Raw genomic sequence first — 17,369 nt, 5'->3', positions numbered from 1 at the left:
GGTGGGCGGCCGGACGGCGACGTCCGGCCGCACAGCCGTTCCGCTCCTTTGCCGTACCTGCTGTGCTCCCGACTCCGGGAGTGGATACGCGGCGCGGGCCGGTTCGTCTCAGATCTCGACGGGTTCGTCCGCCGGGAGGCTGTCCATGAAGGAGCTGACGGAGAAGACCGCGTTGCCGGCGCCGGGCGGGCCGTAGCCGGGGGGCGAGGAGAGGCCGAAGTCCTCCATCGTCTGCCGGTACGCCTGGAGCAGGCGGATGTGGTACTCCAGGGGCGCGCCCTGCGGGTTGGCCTTGCCGAGCGGCGTCGTGGGCTCGGGGCACCAGGTGGTGAAGCGGGGCGTGATGCCGTGCGACATGAAGAAGCGCAGACCCTCGGTCGTGGAGTCGATGGCCTCGTCGACCGTCTTGAAGCCGAAGGGCTCGGCCATCTCCACGCCCGCCACGAAGTTGGGGATGACGTTGCGCGCGCCGAAGACCTCGGCGGAGTCCAGGATGCGCTTGTGCCACTCGTCGCGGCCGACGTACCGCTCCTTGCCGGGGCAGTACATCTTGAACAGGTACTCGTCCCACACCTCGTAGTTGGGGTGGTAGATCTGCACGCCGTGGTCCTTGAAGCGCTGGACGTCGTCGCGCGGGAGGGCCTGGGCGACGACCTTGCCGATCCAGCGGCCCGGGAAGCGCTCCTCGATGGCCTGGGCGTAGTGGCCGTAGAAGTCGGCCTCGTCGCGGCCCGAGACGGTCTTGGTGATGGCGCCGCCGGTGAGGGTGTAGGCGGTGGAGGACTTCGCGGTGTCGTAGCGGTCGATGATCTCCAGGGCCTCCAGCACCTCCTCGACGTCCTTCACACCCGTGTACGGCCGCCCGGCGGCCTTGTGCTGGCGCCAGTTGTGGTTGATGTCGCAGTACTGGCACTCCTCCTTGGCGCCGAAGTACTGGCAGACCCGGAAGACCGTCAGGTAGATCAGGTAGCCCCACTGGATCGTGGGGGCGACCTCCATGACCGACTTCCCGTTGGACAGGGTGTGCCGGTAGTACTCGGGCATCGGCGGCACACCGACGTCGGAGATCCGCCTGCCGTCGAGGTAGAGGCCGAGCACGCCGTCCTCGTTCGCCGCGACGCGGTACGGCGAGGACGGGTTCACCCGGACCGAGACGACCGTGCGGCGCAGGTCGTACGGGCCGCCGGTGAGGATGATCTCCTCGGGCGGGCGGCGCAGCGCGGCCTCGCCGAGCTCGGGGAGGGTGCCGTGGTCGAAGGAGAAGATGAAGTAGGACTTCGGCTTGACCTCACCGCCCTCGTTGTCGCTGAGCGCGGACGCGTCGAAGGCGACGCCGCCCCGGAGCAGGTCCTCCTTGAAGACCGCTTCCCGCGGAACGTGCGGGAAGCGCTCCATCAGATCCTCGACCAGCGCGGTTCGGCTGCCCATCCCGTGTCTCCTCCCGGTTCGGACGTACGACTCCTCACGGTATGCCCCTGGGTCCGCGAGGCCGGGACCGGGTCCCCCGAGCGGGAGCTTCCGCCCCTTCGGCGACCCTTTCGGCCCGCCCGCGCGGGGCCTCAGGCCACGCGGTCCAGGTCCGTCAGGTCGACCGCGTGGGCCAGCTCCCCTCCGGTGACCAGGCGCTCCGCCTCCTGGGCGACCGCCAGGCCGAGGCGGGCCAGCTCGTTGCCCTGGGAGCCGGCGAGGTGTGGGGTGACGAAGGCGCCGGGCAGGTCGTACAGGGGCGAGTCCGCGGGGAGGGGCTCGGGGTCGGTGACGTCGAGGACCGCGGTCAGGCGCCCGGTGCGCAGCTCCGCCACGAGGGCGTCGTGGTCGACCAGCGAGCCTCGCGCGGTGTTGATCAGTACCGCCCCGTCGGGCATCAGGGCCAGCTCGCGGCGGCCGATCATGCGGTGGGTCCGGGGGGTCTCGGGAGCGTGCACGGTGACGATGCCGCAGGTGCGCAGCAGCTCGTCCAGCGGCAGCAGCGGGACGCCGAGCGCGGCCGCCTCACGCTCGTCGACGTAGGGGTCGGTCAGGACGGGGCGCAGGTCGAAGGGGCGGAGCAGGTCCAGGACGCGGCGGCCGATGCGGGACGCGCCGACGACGCCGACGCGGCGGCCGTGGTTGCCGATGCCGGTGACCAGACCCCACCCGGCGGGGGGCCGGGTCGTGCGCAGCCGCTCGCGGGCGGCCAGGACGCCCTTCCCTGCGAGCAGGATCATGGCGAGGGTGTACTCGGCGACGGGCACCGCGTTGGCGGCCGCGACCGAGGAGACGGCGATGCCCCGTTCGCGCGGGCCGGGCGTGACGAAGGACTTCACGGAACCGGCCGCGTGCAGCACCGCGCGCAGCCGGGGGGCCGCGTCGAGGACGGCCTCGTCGAGCCGGGGACAGCCCCAGCCGGTGACCAGGATCTCGGTCCGGGCGAGCACCTCGCGGACGTCCGGACCGGTGAGGTCGAGGTCGTGCGCCACAGGCCGGGATCGATGTCCACCGACTCCCGCAGCCGCGCGAGCACCTCGGGCGGGAAGAGCCGCGGCACGTTCTCGGCGGCCAGGGCGAACAGGGCCTGGGGGCGCTGGTTCAAGGAGGTGACCTTCCGGCTCGGCAGGAACACGGCGGGTGCGGCTCCGCCACCGGGCGCAGAAACCGCTTCCTGCCGCGGCTACGGTATGCCGGGCGGGCGGCGGCGGCAACGGTCCCGCGGCCGGGGTAGGTTCCGGCAGGGGCTTCCACGGTCCCCGCTGCCTCGGGGAAGGACGACGCGATGAACGGCACCGTGACCAACTGGGCGGGCAACGTCACCTACGCGGCCGGGAAACTGCACCGGCCGGGCTCGCTCACGGCGCTGCGCTCGCTCGTCGCCGACGGCGACCGGGTGCGGGTGCTGGGCAGCGGTCATTCGTTCAACGAGATCGCCGAGCCGGGCCCGTCGGGTGTCCTGCTGTCGCTCGCCGGGCTTCCCGCGGAGGTGGACGTCGACACGGCGGCCCGTACGGTCCGGGTGGGGGGCGGCGTGCGCTACGCGGAACTGGCCCACCGGGTGCACGGGCACGGGCTCGCCCTGCCCACCATGGCGTCCCTGCCGCACATCTCGGTGGCCGGGTCGGTCGCGACCGGCACCCATGGCTCCGGTGTGCTCAACGGCCCGCTGTCGGTGTCCGTCCGTGAGGTGGAGCTGGTCACGGCGGACGGCTCGACGGTCACCGTCGGGCGCGGCGAGGAGCGGTTCGGCGGGGCCGTCACCTCGCTGGGCGCGCTCGGCGTCGTCACCGCGCTCACCCTCGACCTGGAGCCGGCCTACGAGGTCGAGCAGCACGTGTTCACCGAACTGCCGCTCGAAGGCCTGGACACCGGGACGTTCGAGACGGTGATGGCGACGGCTTACAGCGTCAGCCTGTTCACCGACTGGCGGGAGCCGGGCTTTCACCAGGTGTGGCTCAAGCGCCGCACCGACCAGCCGCTGCCGGCCTTCCCCTGGGCGGCTCCGGCCACCGAGAAGATGCATCCGGTGCCGGGCACACCGGCGGTCAACTGCACCGAGCAGTTCGGGGTGCCGGGGCCGTGGCACCAGCGACTGCCGCACTTCCGGGCGGAGTTCGTGCCCAGCAGCGGGGCGGAGCTGCAGTCGGAGTACCTCCTGCCGCGCGGGAACGCCGTCGAGATGCTGCGGGCACTGGACGCGGTCCGGGGGACGATCGCCCCCGTGCTGCAGACCTGCGAGGTGCGCACGGTCGCCGGTGACGACCAGTGGCTGAGCCCCTGCCACGGCCGGGACACGGTGGCGGCGCACTTCACCTGGATACCGGACACGGCGGCGGTCCTCCCGGTGGTGCGGCGCGTGGAGGAGGTGCTGGCGCCGTTCGAGGCCCGGCCGCACTGGGGGAAGATCTTCACCGTGCCCGGGTCCGCGCTGCGGAAGCTGTATCCGCGGCTGGACGACTTCCGGGCGCTGGCACGCGAGCTGGACCCGGCGGGGAAGTTCACCAACGCCTTCGTGCGGGACCTGCTGGCGCAGGCGTAGAGCCGTTTCGCCCCGCCCCCCGTCCCGTCCCGTCCCGTTCAGGAGACCGTGCCGCCGCGGAAACCGGCAGGCGGCAGGGTCGTACCGGCGGCCGGTCGGTCAACCGGTCGGGCCTCGGCGTGCCACCAGTCCGGCGCGACCTGCGGCCGGTCAGGTCGCGGCCTGCGGTCGGTCAGCCGGTCAGGTCGCGACGGGCGACCGGTCGAGGGCTGCCGTGGTCCGGGCCGCCTCGTCCTGCAGGAGCAGGGTGAGGAGCGACTCCACGGTCAGCCCGGCCTCGGCCGGGTGCCGCAGCACCGTGGCGGGGTCGATCCGGTAGGTGTCGGAACGTCCCTCGCGCGTGTGGGAGAGGTATCCGTCCTGCTCCAGGTCGGCGACGATCTTCTGCACCGCCCGCTCGGTGAGCCGGCGGTGGGCCGCGATGTCCCGGATGCGGGCGCTGCGGTTGTCGGCGATGGCCGCCAGCACGCGCGCGTGGTTGGTGGGGAAGGTCCATCCGGTGGGTGGCTCGGGCACTCCGTCCTTGCGTCCAGCCATGTCTCCACTTTAACGGCGCGGAATTCACGCACTCGAGAACACGTACTGCGTTTCATGTATCAGTCGACACATGTGGGGTACAGACGCACAGTTGAACGGGGGCAGGGCGAACGGACAGGGAGAGGAAGGCCATGCTGGAGCCTGCGTACTCTGCGCGGTCTCACACCGAGGAGGGCGCCGCGGCCACAGCGACCGGCGGCGCGCGGACGACGGCCCCGCCCTTCCCGGCGACGCTGGACGTCACTCATGACGGCGACCGTGCGGTCGTGGCGATCCGGGGCGAGATGGACCTCGGCAGCCGGCAGCTGCTGCCCGCCCTGCACGAGATCCTCACCTCGTCCGGCACCGGCATCGACCTGCACCTGGACACGGTCGGCTTCTGCGACTGCTCCGGCGTCACCATGCTGCTGGAGCTGCGCACGCGCGCCCTCGACCAGGGCAGGACGCTCACCGTCCGCTCGGCGGGCCGGGCGGTGGAGCGCCTCCTGAAGCTGACGGGCACGGCGGAGCTGTTCGCCGATCCGAGTCCGAGCGCCCTGGTGAGCAGCGTGCGCGGCGGCGCGCTGCCGGGCCAGGCACGTCGGCGGTTCGCGGCGGCGACCGACGGCGCGCACTGAGCGAGGCGGGCACGGGCGGGACCTAAGGCCTGATCCCGACACCCCCGGCCTCCATGGGCGGCGTCTTTACAAAGCCCCTTTCCAAAACCCTTGTCGAAAGCCTCTGTCAGCCCATAGCCTTGCGCCGCGCCGGTGCCGACGTCGACCCGGCCCGAGCCGGCCTGGGAAGGGATGGACACCGGTGAAGCGCACATCACGCGACATCCGCACCGCCAACCGCTACGAGGTGCTGCGCCAGATCATCGCGGAGTCACCCACCTCCCGGCAGGAGCTGGCGGCCGCCACCGGCCTGAGCCTCGCCACGGTCGCCACCCTCGTCGGCGAACTGCTCGACCTTCGCGTGATCACCGAGGTCGGGTTCGAGGACTCGGCCGGCGGCCGCCCCCGGGGCCTGGTCGCGGTCAACTCCTCGGGCGGCGCGCTGATCGGCGTCGACATCGCCGAGACCTACGTCCACGTCGAGCTGTTCGACCTCGGGCTGAACGTCCTGGCCCGTGCCGAGCAGGACGTCCGGGCCGGGGAGAGCCTGCCCGAGCAGATGGTCGCCCACGTGGCCACCGCCGTGGGGTCGGTGGTCGCGCAGGCCGGCGTCGAGGGCGCCAGGGTGCTCGGGGTCGGGGTGAGCGTGCCGGGGCAGGTCGACCGGGCCACCGGAGTCTCGGAGTACGCGCCCAACCGGGACTGGCACGAGGTGCCGCTGCTGGACCTGCTCACCGAGCACATCGCCTATCCGCTGCACCTGGACAACCCGCTGCGCGCCGGTACGGTGGCCGAGCTGTGGTTCGGTGCCGCGCGCGGAGCCCGGAGCGCCGTGGTGGTCAACCTCGGGACCGGGGTGGGCGCCGGACTGGTCCTGGGCGGCGGCCTGCACCGGGGCGTCAGCAACAGCGCCGGCGAGTGGGGCCACACCACCACGGTGCTGGACGGGCGGCTGTGCCGCTGCGGCAACCACGGCTGCGTGGAGACGTACGTCGGCGCGCGCGGCATCATGACGAACCTCCGCGAACTCGCCCCCGACAGCCCGCTGCTGCACCCCGAGGACGAGACCGCGACCATCGAGGCGCTGGCCCGGGGAGTCGCCGCCGGGGACCCGGTGGCGCGCCGGACCGTGCACGAGACGGCCCGCTCCCTGGGCGCGGGCGTCGCCGATCTGGTGAACCTGTTCAACCCCGAGATCGTGGTGCTGAGCAGCTGGGTCGCCCTCGCCCTGGGCGAACCCCTGCTGCACGAGGTGCGCGAGGCCGTGGCCCGGCACGCGCTGCCCCGGCCGCTGGCCGCCACCGAGATCGTCCTGTCCCCGATCCCCACCGACCCGGTGTGCCTCGGGGCGGCCACGTTCGCGCTGGAGGGCGCGCTGCGGGCCGTCGGGCAGAAGAACGGGACACACGCCTCCCCCGCGCGCGGCCGTACCGCCGCCCCCTCCTCCTCGTAGCGACGGGAACGGCAGCTCCCCGCCCCCGGGCGTTCGACATCGCGAACCGGAGACAACGCTTCGCACCGACTTCGTCCAACCCCTTGCCGAAGCCTTGACGGAAGCTCCAGCATCCCGCACCGCACCTCTCCTTGAGCCACCTGGCGCGAGCCACCGAGCCGTGAGTCATCAGGCAGTGAGCCGCAGGGCCGCAGCCACTCGAGACAAAAACGTCAGCACGGGCACTTCGACGACATCAGCTGGACCGAGGCCATGCGCGCCGCCTTCGAGGACGTCTTCGCCCACCGCGTGCGCAAGAGCATGGACCCGGAGAAGGCCCTCGACCGGACGGACGTGGCGGTCGACCGCGAGCTCAAGAAGCTGTTCGGACAGGCCGCGGGACGGATCACGACATGTCGACGCCGGCGCGCGACCTCGCGCGCCCCGCCCGGGCGAAGGCCGCACCGGCCAAGCCGCGGCGGGGTCCGCGGGGCAGCTCCCCGCTCGCGTTCTGGCTGTTGGGCCGTTCCCGATCGGTCTGGGGATCTTCGTCTACGCGCCGATCCTGTGGAGCCTCTGGCTCAGCTTCCTCGAGGCCCGCTCCACCGTCACCCCCGACACGTTCGTCGGGTTCGACAACTACGTGTACATGCTGACGAACGACGACTTCGTCGGCTCGCTGGGCACCTTCACCGGGTTCGCCGCGTTCAGTGGTTTCACCTGCTTCCTGTTCCGGCAGTACTTCCTTGGGTTCCCCAAGGAGCTGGAAGAGGCGGCACGCGTGGACGGACTGGGCTACCGGGGCGCTTACCGGCGCATCGTGGTGCCCGACTCGCTGAACTTCTTCGCGGCCATCGCCACCATCACCTTCATCAACGGCTGGAACGCCTTACCGTGGCCGCTGGTCATCGGGCAGGACCCCGGGGCCTGGACCGTCCGGGTCGCGCTCTCCAGCTACATGACCAACCAGACCGTCGTGTTCCACCTGATCTTCATGGTCACGGCCATATCCATCCTGCCCCTGGTGTTCGTCTTCCTCTTCCTCCAGCGCTGGCTGGTGCAGGGGATCGCCCAGACGGGCGTCAAGGGCTGAGCTAGGAGACCGATGTCTTTCCGCACCCCCGCCGACTACGTCGAGGACGTCTCCCCGGGCAGCGGCGCCCTGCCGCCCCGCGCCTGGTACGCGTCCTCCGACACGCGGTCCCTGTCGCTGAACGGCAGCTGGCGCTTCCGGCTGTCGCCGACCGCCGACGCCGAGGACGACTCGTTCGCCGGGCAGGACCACGACGCGGCGGACTGGGCCGAGATCACCGTCCCCGGGCACTGGGTCCTCCAGGGCGACGGCGCGTTCGGCTCGCCGATCTACACCAACCACCTCTACCCCTTCCCGGTGGACCCGCCGTACGTGCCGACGGAGAACCCGACCGGTGACCACCTGCGCCTGTTCGACCTGCCCCGCGACTGGCCGGCCGACGGCTCGGCGGTGCTGCGGTTCGACGGGGTCGAGTCCTGCGCCCGGGTGTGGCTGAACGGCACGGAACTCGGAGCGTTCAAGGGCTCCCGGCTGCCGCACGAGTTCGCCGTCGGGCACCTGCTGAAGCCGGGCGGCAACGTGCTGGCCGTGCGCGTGCACCAGTGGTCGGCGGGGTCGTACCTGGAGGACCAGGACCAGTGGTGGCTGCCGGGCGTCTTCCGTGACGTGACGCTGCTGCACCGCCCTCCGGGCGGGGCCGGCGACTTCTTCGTGCACGCCTCCTACGACCACACCACCGGCGAGGGCACCCTGCGCGTCGACTCCGACGTCGAGGGGCGGGTGACCGTCCCGGCCCTGGGCATCGATGCCGCCACGGGAGAGCCGGTGACCGTCGCCGTGCGGCCCTGGAACGCCGAGACGCCGAAGCTGTACGACGGGGTGCTGGCCACCGAGGGCGAGCGCGTGCCGCTGCGCATCGGTTTCCGGACGGTCGTCCTGGAGGACGGGCTGGTCAAGGTCAACGGCCGGGCGGTCCTCTTCAAGGGCGTCAACCGGCACGAGTGGCACCCGGAGAAGGGCCGTGCCCTGGACCTGGAGACCATGCGCGAGGACGTGCTGCTGATGAAGCGGCACAACCTCAACGCCGTGCGCACCTCGCACTACCCGCCGCACCCGGCCTTCCTCGACCTGTGCGACGAGTACGGGCTGTGGGTCATCGACGAGTGCGACCTGGAGACCCACGGCTTCGTGGAGCAGGACTGGCGGGACAACCCCGTCGACGACGACCGCTGGACCCCGGCCCTGCTGGACCGTGCCGCGCGGATGGTCGAGCGGGACAAGAACCACCCGTCGGTGGTGTTCTGGTCGCTGGGCAACGAGGCCGGCACCGGCCGGGGCCTGACCGCCATGGCCGAGTGGATCCGCGCCCGGGACCCCGAGCGCCTGGTCCACTACGAGGGCGACTGGAACTGCCGCGACACCGACGTCTACTCGCGGATGTACGCCTTCCACGACGAGGTCGAGAAGATCGGCCGCACGCTCGACGGGGGCACACGCAAACGCCGCGAACTGCCCTTCGTCCAGTGCGAGTACGCGCACGCCATGGGCAACGGCCCCGGCGGGCTCGCCGACTACCAGGAGCTGTTCGAGAAGTACGAGCGGCTCCAGGGCGGATTCGTCTGGGAGTGGATCGACCACGGCGTGCGGCACGCCGAGCTGGGATACGCCTACGGCGGCGACTTCGGCGAGGAGCTGCACGACGGCAACTTCGTCTGCGACGGGCTGGTCTTCCCGGACCGGACGCCGTCGCCGGGCCTGGTCGAGTACAAGAAGGTCATCGAGCCCGTGCACATCGAGGGCGACGGCACCGACGGCACCGTGCGCATCACCAACAAGCAGGACTTCGCGGACCTGTCCGCGCTGGCCTTCGAGTGGTCGTGCCAGGTGGACGGCGAGACCGTCGAGGCGGGCCCGCTCGCGGTGCCGGCGCTCGCGCCGGGCGAGAGCGCCGAGCTGAAGCTGCCGGAGCCGCCCGCGGACGGCCGGGCCGGCGAGCGGCAGTGGACGGTGCGGGCGCTGCTCGCGGACGACACGCCCTGGGCGGCGAAGGACCACGAGGTGGCCTGGGGGCAGTTCGCCGTCGGCACCCGCCCGCTGCCGGCGCTTCCCGCGTCCGACCGGCCCGTGCGCGACGGCAGCCGGATCACGCTCGGCCCGGGCGTCTTCGACGCCCGCACCGGTGCGCTGCTCTCGGTCGGCGGGGTGGAGATCGGCGCGGCCCCGCGGCTGGACGTGTGGCGGGCGACGACCGACAACGACGACGGCGCCGAGTGGCAGACCGACACCCGCTACGGCCTGCTGTGGCGCACGCTCGGCCTGCACCGGATGCGGCACCGCCCGGTCTCGGTCGAGGCGGGCGGGGACGCGCTGACGGTCCGCACCCGGGTGGCGCCCGCCGGCCGCGAGATCGGCCTGGCCACGGCGTACCGCTGGACGTCCGACGGCGAGCGGCTGCGGCTGACGGTGTCCGTGACGCCGGAGGGCGACTGGACGGTGCCGCTGCCCCGGCTCGGCGTCCGTCTCGGCCTGGCGGAGGCGGACGCGGTGGAGTGGTTCGGCGGCGGTCCCGGGGAGGCGTACCCGGACACCAGGAGGGCGTCCCGGGTGGGTCGTTGGCGGTCCTCGGTGGACCGGCTGCAGACGCCGTACGTGCGTCCGCAGGAGAACGGCGCCCGGGCCGACGTCCGCTGGGTGGAGCTCGGCGGGCTGCGTGTCGAGGGCGATCCGGAGTTCTGGTTCACGGCACGGCGATGGACGACCGAGCAGCTGGACGCGGCGGCGCACCGCAGCGACCTGGTGCCCGGCGACACGGTGTGGGTCAACCTCGACCACGGGCTGCACGGTATCGGCTCGCAGTCCTGCGGTCCGGGTCCGCTGCCGCGGTACTTCCTGAGGGCCGAGCCGGCGGAGTTCTCGTTCGTGTTCTCCACCACCGGCCCGGGCAATGGGGCCTATCGGCCCTAGCGGCTCCCCACGGTGGCACGGTGTGCTCGGACCATGTCCGAGCACACCCCCGGCAGGTCCGCCCCGTCCTCCGCACAGCGCCCGGCCGGCCCGGCCGACGGCGGGCCCGCCGTCGTGACCCTGCGCGGTGAGATCGACCTGCTGACGGCCCCGGCTCTCCGGTCGCGCCTCGACTCGCTGACCGCCGGGCCGCGCCCCGATCTGGTGCTGGACCTGCGTCCGGTGTCCTTCATCGACTGCGCGGGGCTGGGGGTCCTGTGCCGTGCGCGGAACCGGGTGCTGGCGCGGCAGGGGCGGCTGCGGCTGGTCACCGAGAGCGCGTGCGTCCGGCGCACCCTTCGGCACGCCGGGCTCGCGGGGGTCTTCGAGGTGCTCGTGCGCCCGCCCGCCGACGCGTCCGACGGGCCGGGCCTCACCTCCTCGGCGTACCGGCCGGGCGTCTGACCTTCCCGTCCGGCCCCACGTCCGTCCCTCGCTCCTCTGCGGGCGACGCACAGAGCCCAGATGACGAACCCGGACAGCGCGATCATGACGACCGACCAGAGGGGGAAGGCGGGCAGGGACAGGAAGTTGGCGATGACGATGAGCGCGGCGATGCCCACGCCGATGACCCGCGCCCATCCCGCCCCGCGGAACAGTCCCAGGCTGACCAGCACGGCGGCCACACCCAGGAAGAGATGGGTCCAGCCCCAGCCGGTGAGGTCGAACTCGTAGAGGTAGTTGCTCGTGCTGACGAACACCTCGTCCTCGGCGATCGCCATGATGCCCCGGAACACGGCGAGGAGCCCGGCAAGCATGAGCATGACCGCGGCGAAGGCCATCAGGCCCGTCGCCATGCCGTGTTTCGCCGTAGGGGCACGGGGTGCGTGGGTGACGGCCATCCTTCTTCCTCGTCTCCTGGTCCGGTGCCGGCGGTGCCGCGCTGGGGGAGCCCGCCCCGGGTTCAGGGTGGGCGTCCGGGCGGGCCGGGTCCTCACCCCGTGCGGGTGATCCGGCCGCGACGGCCGGCCAAGCCGCCGCTGTCGCCTGGGCCCGTGTCACTCGGGCAGCCGGCGCAGCTCCACCACGCGCAGTCCGAACGACTGGAAGCGGACCAGCAGCCCGTACAGGTGCGCGTCGTCCACGACGGGGCCGTAGAGGACCGTCTGGCCGGACATCACCACGTGTTCCAGCTCGGGGAAGGCCCCGGTCAGCGTCTTCGGCATCAGCCCGTCGACGCGGATCTCGTAGCGCATGGCTCTCTCCTGCGGGGCTGCGTGCGGGGGTCTCTCTGTCCTGCGGGGCTCCGTGCAAGGGCCGCTCTCTCCTGCGGGGCTCCGTGCAAGGGCCGCTCTCTCCTGCGGGGCTCCGTGCAAGGGCCGCTCTCTCCTGCGGGGCTCCGTGCAAGGGCCGTGGGCTCCCTCCTCCTCTGCGATGGTCCGCCCCCGAGCGCCCCGGGGGCTCACCCCGTACAGGTGAACCCGGCCCGCCGCCGGGCGGGGGCTCAGCGCGTCGGCACGCGCCCGCCGCTCCAGCCGCGCCCCGAACAGCTGGGCGTGCCCGTGCGCGCGCCAGAACACCACTGCCGTGAGCAGCACGAGCAGGGTCGGTCCCAGGTACCGGAACTCGCCCAGACCTCCCGCCCGACCATGACGGAGGCGGCCGGCAACGACCCTTACACGCCGCCGGGGCAGTCGGCGTGCGACCGCCGCTCCGCCCGCTGCCGGGCCCGGCCGGGCTCGGTGTGCGCGCGCTGGCTCCGGCGCCTGCTCGGCTCCGTCCGTCACCGGCTCCGCTCCGGTCGCCGCCGCCCGTCCGGCGCGGCGGGCGTGTCGTGGGCCGCGTCCGCCGTCCGGCCGCCGGACGGCAGACGGCGGGTGGTGAGGAAGCTCGCCAGGGTGATGCCGCCCGTCATGAGGACGGCCGCCTTCAGGCCTTCCAGCTACGCCGCCGCGTAGGACTCGGTGACGGCGTCGACCTCGGCCCTGACGATCTTCTTCTTCGTGTTCCTGCCGCAGTTCGTGAGCCCGGGGGACCCCCACGCGCTGCCGCTGATGGTGGGGCTGGGAACGGCGGCAGTCCTGCCTCTTCCGCCGCGGCGCGCACCTGGTCGGTGGAGACGAAGCTGACGCCGGCCTCCTGGGCCACGCTCGTCTCCTGGCGGGCCTGCTGCGACACCCGCGGATCGTCCTCGACGCGGGAGATGAAGGCCTGGGCGAGGGCCCCGACGAGCAGCGAGCCGATGAGGGCCGTGCCGAGCGCGGAGCCCAGGTTCTGGGCGGTGTACTGCAGACCGCCGACCTCGCTGCGCCCCTCCTCGCCGGCGCTGGACTGCACGACGCCGCTGAGCTGGGAGGCGAGCAGGCCCATCGCGATGCCGAGCACGGCCATGGCGCCGAGGAACTGGGGGTCGTCGATGGTCGTGTCGATGGCGGCCAGCAGCCAGACGATGGACGCCAGCAGCGCCAGCGAGGTGAGCCCGGCGTACCCGTCCCCGGGGCCGTCTCGGCCCGCGCGGCGCGGAAGATCCCGACGTCCCGCCGGCCCGGCGCACAGACGCCGCGGGCGTTCCACCAGTCCTTCACTGCTTCCCGAACTCCCCTTGTGGTGTGGGTTGTTCCCCCTGGAAACTGAGTACTGTTGATGTTCTCCGGGCCCGCACCCGCCGACCGGAGACTCCCCCACCACCCGCGCTGCACGCCCACGACACGCACCCCCACCGCACGGCGACCAGCGGCGGCGCGGTCGGCTGGGAGTGGCGTACGCGCCGGTCCGCTGACCGGGCCCCGCCCGAGTCCCGCAGGCTACGATCACACCGCCCGAGCCCTGTCGGAGAGGTGTCCCGCAGTCCATGCCCAGAGCCGGCCTCAGCCCCGAGCGCCTCGTCGCGGCGGCAGCCGACCTCGCCGACGAGGCCGGCTATGAGCACCTCACCCTGTCCGCGCTGGCACGGCGCTTCGGGGTGAAGGACGCCAGCCTGTACTCGCACGTCCGCAACCTGGCGGATCTGCGGACCCGTGTGGCCCTGCTCGCGGGCGGCGAGATGATCGACCGGATCGCCACGGCGGTCGAGGGACGGACGGGCAGGGACGCCCTCGCCGCCTTCGCCGGCGCCTACCGGGCCTACGCCCTGCAGCACCCCGGCCGGTACACGGCCACCCAGATCGCCCTCGACCAGGCCCTCGTCACCGACTCCCCCGCGCTGCGCCGCACCGCCGAGGTCACATACGGCATGCTCCGCGCCTACGGCCTGGAGGAACCCGACCTCACCGACGCGGTACGCCTGCTGCGCAGCACCTTCCACGGCTACTGCGCCCTGGAGTCCACCGGTGCGTTCGGCTCGTCCCGTGACGTGCAGGAGTCCTGGGACAAGGCGATCGACGCCCTGCACGTCCTGCTGCGGAACTGGCCCCGCGAGGAGAAGGAGTGACGGCCGCTCCGGCTCCGGGTCACGGGAGCGGGCCGGCCACGTCCTCGTAGGACGGGATCGGGCCCCTCGGTGGCCGGCCCGCCCGGATGTCCGCGGCCGCCTCCAGGGCCGCGCCGAGGGCCCGCCGGCGGACGCCGTCGTCCAGCCGGTCCCACAGCAGGTCCTTCGTCAGGCGCGGGGCCAGGGCGGTCGACGCCGCTTCCGCCAGGGGCTGGCCGCGGTCCTCAATGCGCGGCCAGCCCCTGGGGCCGGAGTCCAGGTCCGAGACGCCGGCGTCGAGGCCGGTGGCGGGGCGCTCCAGGGCCTTCTCGTCGCGGCGGAAGGCGCCCGGCAGCAGCGACGGGCGTAGCCCTCCAGGCCGTCGGAGAGGCGGCCGGACCAGCCGGTGCGGTCGCCGGGCAGGTGGTAGAGGGCGCGGTCCAAGGCAGCGGGCTGGGGTCCGCCCCGGGACGTCGGCTACCGTCGTCCGCATGACCGGCACCCTCACCCTCGCCGACGCCCTCGACGCCGGCACGGTCGTCCTCGACGGCGGCCTGTCCAGCCAGCTCGAGTCGGCCGGTCACGACCTGAGCGGCGAACTGTGGTCGGCGCGGCTGCTCGCCGAGCGGCCCGAGGCGGTCACCGAGGCGCACCTGGCCTACTTCCGGGCAGGTGCGGACGTGGCGATCACCGCCAGCTACCAGGCGACGTTCGAGGGGTTCGCGCAGCGCGGCATCGACCACGACCGGGCGGCCGAACTCATGGCGCTGAGCGTGGAGCTGGCCCGGGAGGCGGCCCGCCGGGCACGCGTTCACCGGCCGCTGTGGGTGGCGGCCTCGGCCGGTCCGTACGGGGCGATGCTCGCGGACGGTTCGGAGTACCGGGGCCGCTACGGACTGACCGTGCACGAGCTGGAGCGCTTCCACCGGCCGCGCCTGGAGGTCCTGGCCGCGGCCTGCCCCGACGTCCTGGCGCTGGAGACGGTCCCCGACGCGGACGAGGCGGCGGCGCTGCTGCGGGCGGTGCGCGGCCTCGGGGTGCCGGCCTGGCTGACGTACTCGGTGGCCGGGGGCCGCACGAGGGCCGGACAGCCCTTGGTGGAGGCCTTCGCACCGACCGCGGACGCGGACGAGATCATCGCCGTCGGCGTGAACTGCTGCGCCCCCGAGGACGTGCACGCCGCGGCGTCGGTCGCGTCCCGGGTGACCGGCAAGCCGGTGGTCGTCTACCCCAACAGCGGCGAGACCTGGAACGCCGCGACCCGCACCTGGGCCGGCAGCTCCTCCTTCACGTCCGACCAGGTCAAGGGCTGGCAGCAGGCGGGAGCACGGCTGATCGGCGGGTGCTGCCGGGTGGGGCCGGGGACGATCTCGGGGATCGCGGGGGTGCTGGGGGTGGCGTAGGGGAGGGGCGGGTGCGGGATCCTCGTCCGGGGTGTGCAGCGAAGCTACAGCAGCCCCCGGCCTCCCTCGCCGGGCTCCCCGGACGCCCTGCTGCGGCGTGGCGACTGTCTCGAAGTCGCCACCCACCCCACCGCCGTCCACATCCGCGACAGCAAGACCCCCACCACACCCCACCTCATCGTCACCCCCGCCGCCTGGACCGCGTTCCTGTCCCGATGGGCGGCGTGACGTCACTGGCGGCGGAGGGCGCCGGTGTGGCGGAGTCGGCGTACCACCGACCTCAGTTCCGTGCTCCGGGCGGGTTGTTCGGAGGGCGAGGGCGTGACGGCCTCGGGCGTTGACCAGAGGGCGAGTTCGCGGTCCCGTGGGCCGTACGCCGTGTAGGCCACGTCGTTCTCCGCGTCCGGGGCGCGGTCGCCGAAGACGCGTACCGGGTGGGTCTCGTCCCAGCGTTCCCAGCCCGGGTCGCCGTCCGTGGCGAAGCGGACCCAGCCCCCGTGCATCGCGTCGGCCGGCTCCTGCGGGGCGTCCTCGCCGGCGAGATTCCGGGACTCGGGGACCTCGCCGGTGTCGAAGACGAAGCCGAGTTCCAGGGCGTGGCACGCGCCGAGGCCGGGGATGTTCGAGGGCCAGGCGAACTCGTAGACGTACGAGGGTTCGCGGCGGGCGTCGGCGAGGCGGTGCAGGGGGATGCGCAGCAGGTGGTCGGTGACGAGCTGGCCGACGATGTCCGCCGTGCCGGCGTCGGGATGCAGGGCGCGGTAGCCGCGGGGCACCTCGGCGCCGCAGTGGCAGCGGGCCATGGCACCGGCCAGGGCGACGGCTCCGAGGCGGTCGACGCGGTCCAGGAGGCCGCCCGGTACCAGCCACAGCCGGTACTCGTCGCGGGTCCAGCCGGTCAGCAGCTCCACGCCGGGTGCGGCGCCGTCGGTGAGCGCTTCGAGGGGGTCGCGGGGGACGACGTCGGCGTCGGTGACGATGCCGAAGGCCGGGCCGCCGACCACCGGACTGCTGAGCCGGCTGATCTCGGCCTGGGTCTGCAGCAGCAGGTCGCGGTCGACGGCGGCGAAGGCCTCGGCGGTGGCGGGGATCTTCAGCCGGGAGGCCATCCGGCGCACCATGCGGCGGACCCTGGCCCGGTCGGACGCCTCGGGCGGCCCGCTCTGCAGGATCGCGCGGCGGACGAGGCCCTGGGTCTGCGGGGCGGCGAGGATCGCGCCGATGCTGATGGCCCCGGCGGACTGGCCGAAGAGGGTGATGCGGCCGGGGTCGCCGCCGAACGCCTCGACGGCTTCGTGCACCCAGGCCAGGGCGGCGACCTGGTCGCGCAGGCCCGGGTTGGGGGGCGTGTCGGGGAACAGTCCGTAGCCCTCGACGCCCAGCCGGTAGTTGATCGAGACGCAGACCACGCCGTCGCGGGCGAACGTGCTGCCGTCGTAGACGGGGACGGCGGACGAGCCCCTGGTCAGGGCGCCACCGTGCAGCCAGAGCAGGACGGGGAGGCGGGCCCCGGGGGTCGGGTCGGGGGTCCAGACGTTGAGGTTGAGGCAGTCGTCGCCGGGGATGACCGGGTCGGGGAGGTAGCGGGCGAAGGCGCCGGAGTACGGGGGCTTGGGCGGGGTGGGTCCGAAGGCTCCGGCGTCGCGGACGCCGTCCCAGGGGGCCAGGGGCACGGGCGGGCGGAAGCGGCGGGGGCCGAAGGGCGGGGCGGCGTACGGGATGCCGCGGAAGACCGCGACTCCGCGCTCACGGCGGCCGCGTACGGCACCGTAGGGAGTCCTGACCACGGGGTCCGTCTGGTCTGCCGTCATGTGCCACCAGCCCTTCACCGCGCTCGTGCACCGGTGGCGGGCACCGGCGCTGCGCCGGAAACCTCACCTGTCACTCCAGAGCACCACATCGCGCGCCGGTATTCCGGCGGCCGCGACGGCCCTGCGGTCGCTGCTGCGGATGATGGACGGACATCAGCCGGAGAGCACGCGCACGCAGCTGTCGACACGGCTGGTG

General features: G+C 73.3%; 12 protein-coding genes and 5 pseudogenes. 9 read left to right on the top strand and 8 right to left on the bottom strand.

Going from position 1 to position 17,369, the window contains the following annotated elements; genetic code table 11:
• Positions 1-108 precede the first annotated feature (108 nt).
• Positions 109-1,428 (bottom strand): radical SAM protein, encoded by a 1,320-nt coding sequence (locus ACFW6P_RS14420; protein WP_386347932.1) that lies wholly within the window; start codon positions 1,426-1,428, stop codon positions 109-111.
• A 131-nt stretch (positions 1,429-1,559) separates the two neighbouring features.
• Positions 1,560-2,572, bottom strand: a pseudogene (locus tag ACFW6P_RS14415) (hydroxyacid dehydrogenase).
• 180 nt (positions 2,573-2,752) lie between these two features.
• On the opposite strand from ACFW6P_RS14415, the gene ACFW6P_RS14410 reads away from it, so the two are divergent.
• Entirely contained in the window at positions 2,753-4,009 is a 1,257-nt protein-coding gene (locus ACFW6P_RS14410; protein WP_386347930.1) for a D-arabinono-1,4-lactone oxidase, read from the top strand.
• Between the two features lie 180 nt (positions 4,010-4,189).
• Here the strand turns inward: ACFW6P_RS14410 and ACFW6P_RS14405 are convergent, their stop codons facing one another.
• Positions 4,190-4,546, bottom strand: coding sequence for a MarR family transcriptional regulator (locus ACFW6P_RS14405; RefSeq protein WP_386347927.1), 357 nt, complete (start codon positions 4,544-4,546; stop codon positions 4,190-4,192).
• A 131-nt stretch (positions 4,547-4,677) separates the two neighbouring features.
• Between ACFW6P_RS14405 and ACFW6P_RS14400 the strand changes: the two genes are divergently transcribed.
• The 5 genes and pseudogenes from ACFW6P_RS14400 (at position 4,678) to ACFW6P_RS14380 (ending at position 11,015) form a co-directional block, all read left to right on the top strand.
• Positions 4,678-5,163, top strand: a complete 486-nt coding sequence (locus tag ACFW6P_RS14400) for an STAS domain-containing protein (RefSeq protein WP_386347924.1) — start codon at positions 4,678-4,680, stop codon at positions 5,161-5,163.
• Between the two features lie 181 nt (positions 5,164-5,344).
• Positions 5,345-6,595 (top strand): ROK family transcriptional regulator, encoded by a 1,251-nt coding sequence (locus tag ACFW6P_RS14395; RefSeq protein ID WP_386347921.1) that lies wholly within the window; start codon positions 5,345-5,347, stop codon positions 6,593-6,595.
• Positions 6,596-7,277: 682 nt separating this feature from the next.
• Positions 7,278-7,667: pseudogene (locus ACFW6P_RS14390) on the top strand (carbohydrate ABC transporter permease); the annotation flags it as partial.
• Positions 7,668-7,679: 12 nt separating this feature from the next.
• Entirely contained in the window at positions 7,680-10,571 is a 2,892-nt protein-coding gene (locus tag ACFW6P_RS14385) for a glycoside hydrolase family 2 TIM barrel-domain containing protein (RefSeq protein ID WP_386347918.1), read from the top strand.
• A gap of 114 nt (positions 10,572-10,685) precedes the next feature.
• Positions 10,686-11,015, top strand: a complete 330-nt coding sequence (locus ACFW6P_RS14380; protein WP_386348107.1) for an STAS domain-containing protein — start codon at positions 10,686-10,688, stop codon at positions 11,013-11,015.
• 35 nt (positions 11,016-11,050) lie between these two features.
• Here ACFW6P_RS14380 and ACFW6P_RS14375 read toward each other — a convergent pair.
• From ACFW6P_RS14375 to ACFW6P_RS14365, 3 genes and pseudogenes are all read right to left on the bottom strand, one after another.
• Positions 11,051-11,452 (bottom strand): annotated as a pseudogene (locus ACFW6P_RS14375) (hypothetical protein); the annotation flags it as partial.
• Between the two features lie 156 nt (positions 11,453-11,608).
• On the bottom strand, positions 11,609-11,806 hold the full coding sequence (locus ACFW6P_RS14370) for a hypothetical protein (protein WP_386347916.1): 198 nt from the start codon (positions 11,804-11,806) through the stop codon (positions 11,609-11,611).
• A 527-nt stretch (positions 11,807-12,333) separates the two neighbouring features.
• A pseudogene (locus ACFW6P_RS14365) lies at positions 12,334-13,106 on the bottom strand (hypothetical protein); the annotation flags it as partial.
• Positions 13,107-13,401: 295 nt separating this feature from the next.
• Here ACFW6P_RS14365 and ACFW6P_RS14360 point away from each other — a divergent pair.
• The gene (locus ACFW6P_RS14360; protein ID WP_386347913.1) at positions 13,402-13,980 is read left to right on the top strand and encodes a TetR/AcrR family transcriptional regulator; all 579 of its coding nucleotides are present in this window, start codon (positions 13,402-13,404) and stop codon (positions 13,978-13,980) included.
• Between the two features lie 97 nt (positions 13,981-14,077).
• Here ACFW6P_RS14360 and ACFW6P_RS14355 read toward each other — a convergent pair.
• Positions 14,078-14,409, bottom strand: a pseudogene (locus tag ACFW6P_RS14355) (DUF2264 domain-containing protein); the annotation flags it as partial.
• A gap of 41 nt (positions 14,410-14,450) precedes the next feature.
• Here ACFW6P_RS14355 and mmuM point away from each other — a divergent pair.
• The gene (mmuM, locus tag ACFW6P_RS14350; protein ID WP_386347910.1) at positions 14,451-15,362 is read left to right on the top strand and encodes a homocysteine S-methyltransferase; all 912 of its coding nucleotides are present in this window, start codon (positions 14,451-14,453) and stop codon (positions 15,360-15,362) included.
• A 33-nt stretch (positions 15,363-15,395) separates the two neighbouring features.
• The gene (locus tag ACFW6P_RS14345; RefSeq protein WP_386347907.1) at positions 15,396-15,590 is read left to right on the top strand and encodes a DUF397 domain-containing protein; all 195 of its coding nucleotides are present in this window, start codon (positions 15,396-15,398) and stop codon (positions 15,588-15,590) included.
• Positions 15,591-15,592: 2 nt separating this feature from the next.
• Here the strand turns inward: ACFW6P_RS14345 and ACFW6P_RS14340 are convergent, their stop codons facing one another.
• Complete coding sequence (locus ACFW6P_RS14340) at positions 15,593-17,173, bottom strand: carboxylesterase/lipase family protein (RefSeq protein ID WP_386423782.1); 1,581 nt, start codon at positions 17,171-17,173, stop codon at positions 15,593-15,595.
• Between the last annotated feature and the right edge of the window lie 196 nt (positions 17,174-17,369).

This window comes from Streptomyces sp. NPDC058741 (assembly GCF_042746715.1).
In the GTDB taxonomy this organism is placed as follows: Bacteria; Actinomycetota; Actinomycetes; order Streptomycetales; family Streptomycetaceae; genus Streptomyces.
The sequence above is the reverse complement of the archived record's forward strand: the minus strand, read 5'-3'. Positions and strand labels throughout refer to the sequence as shown.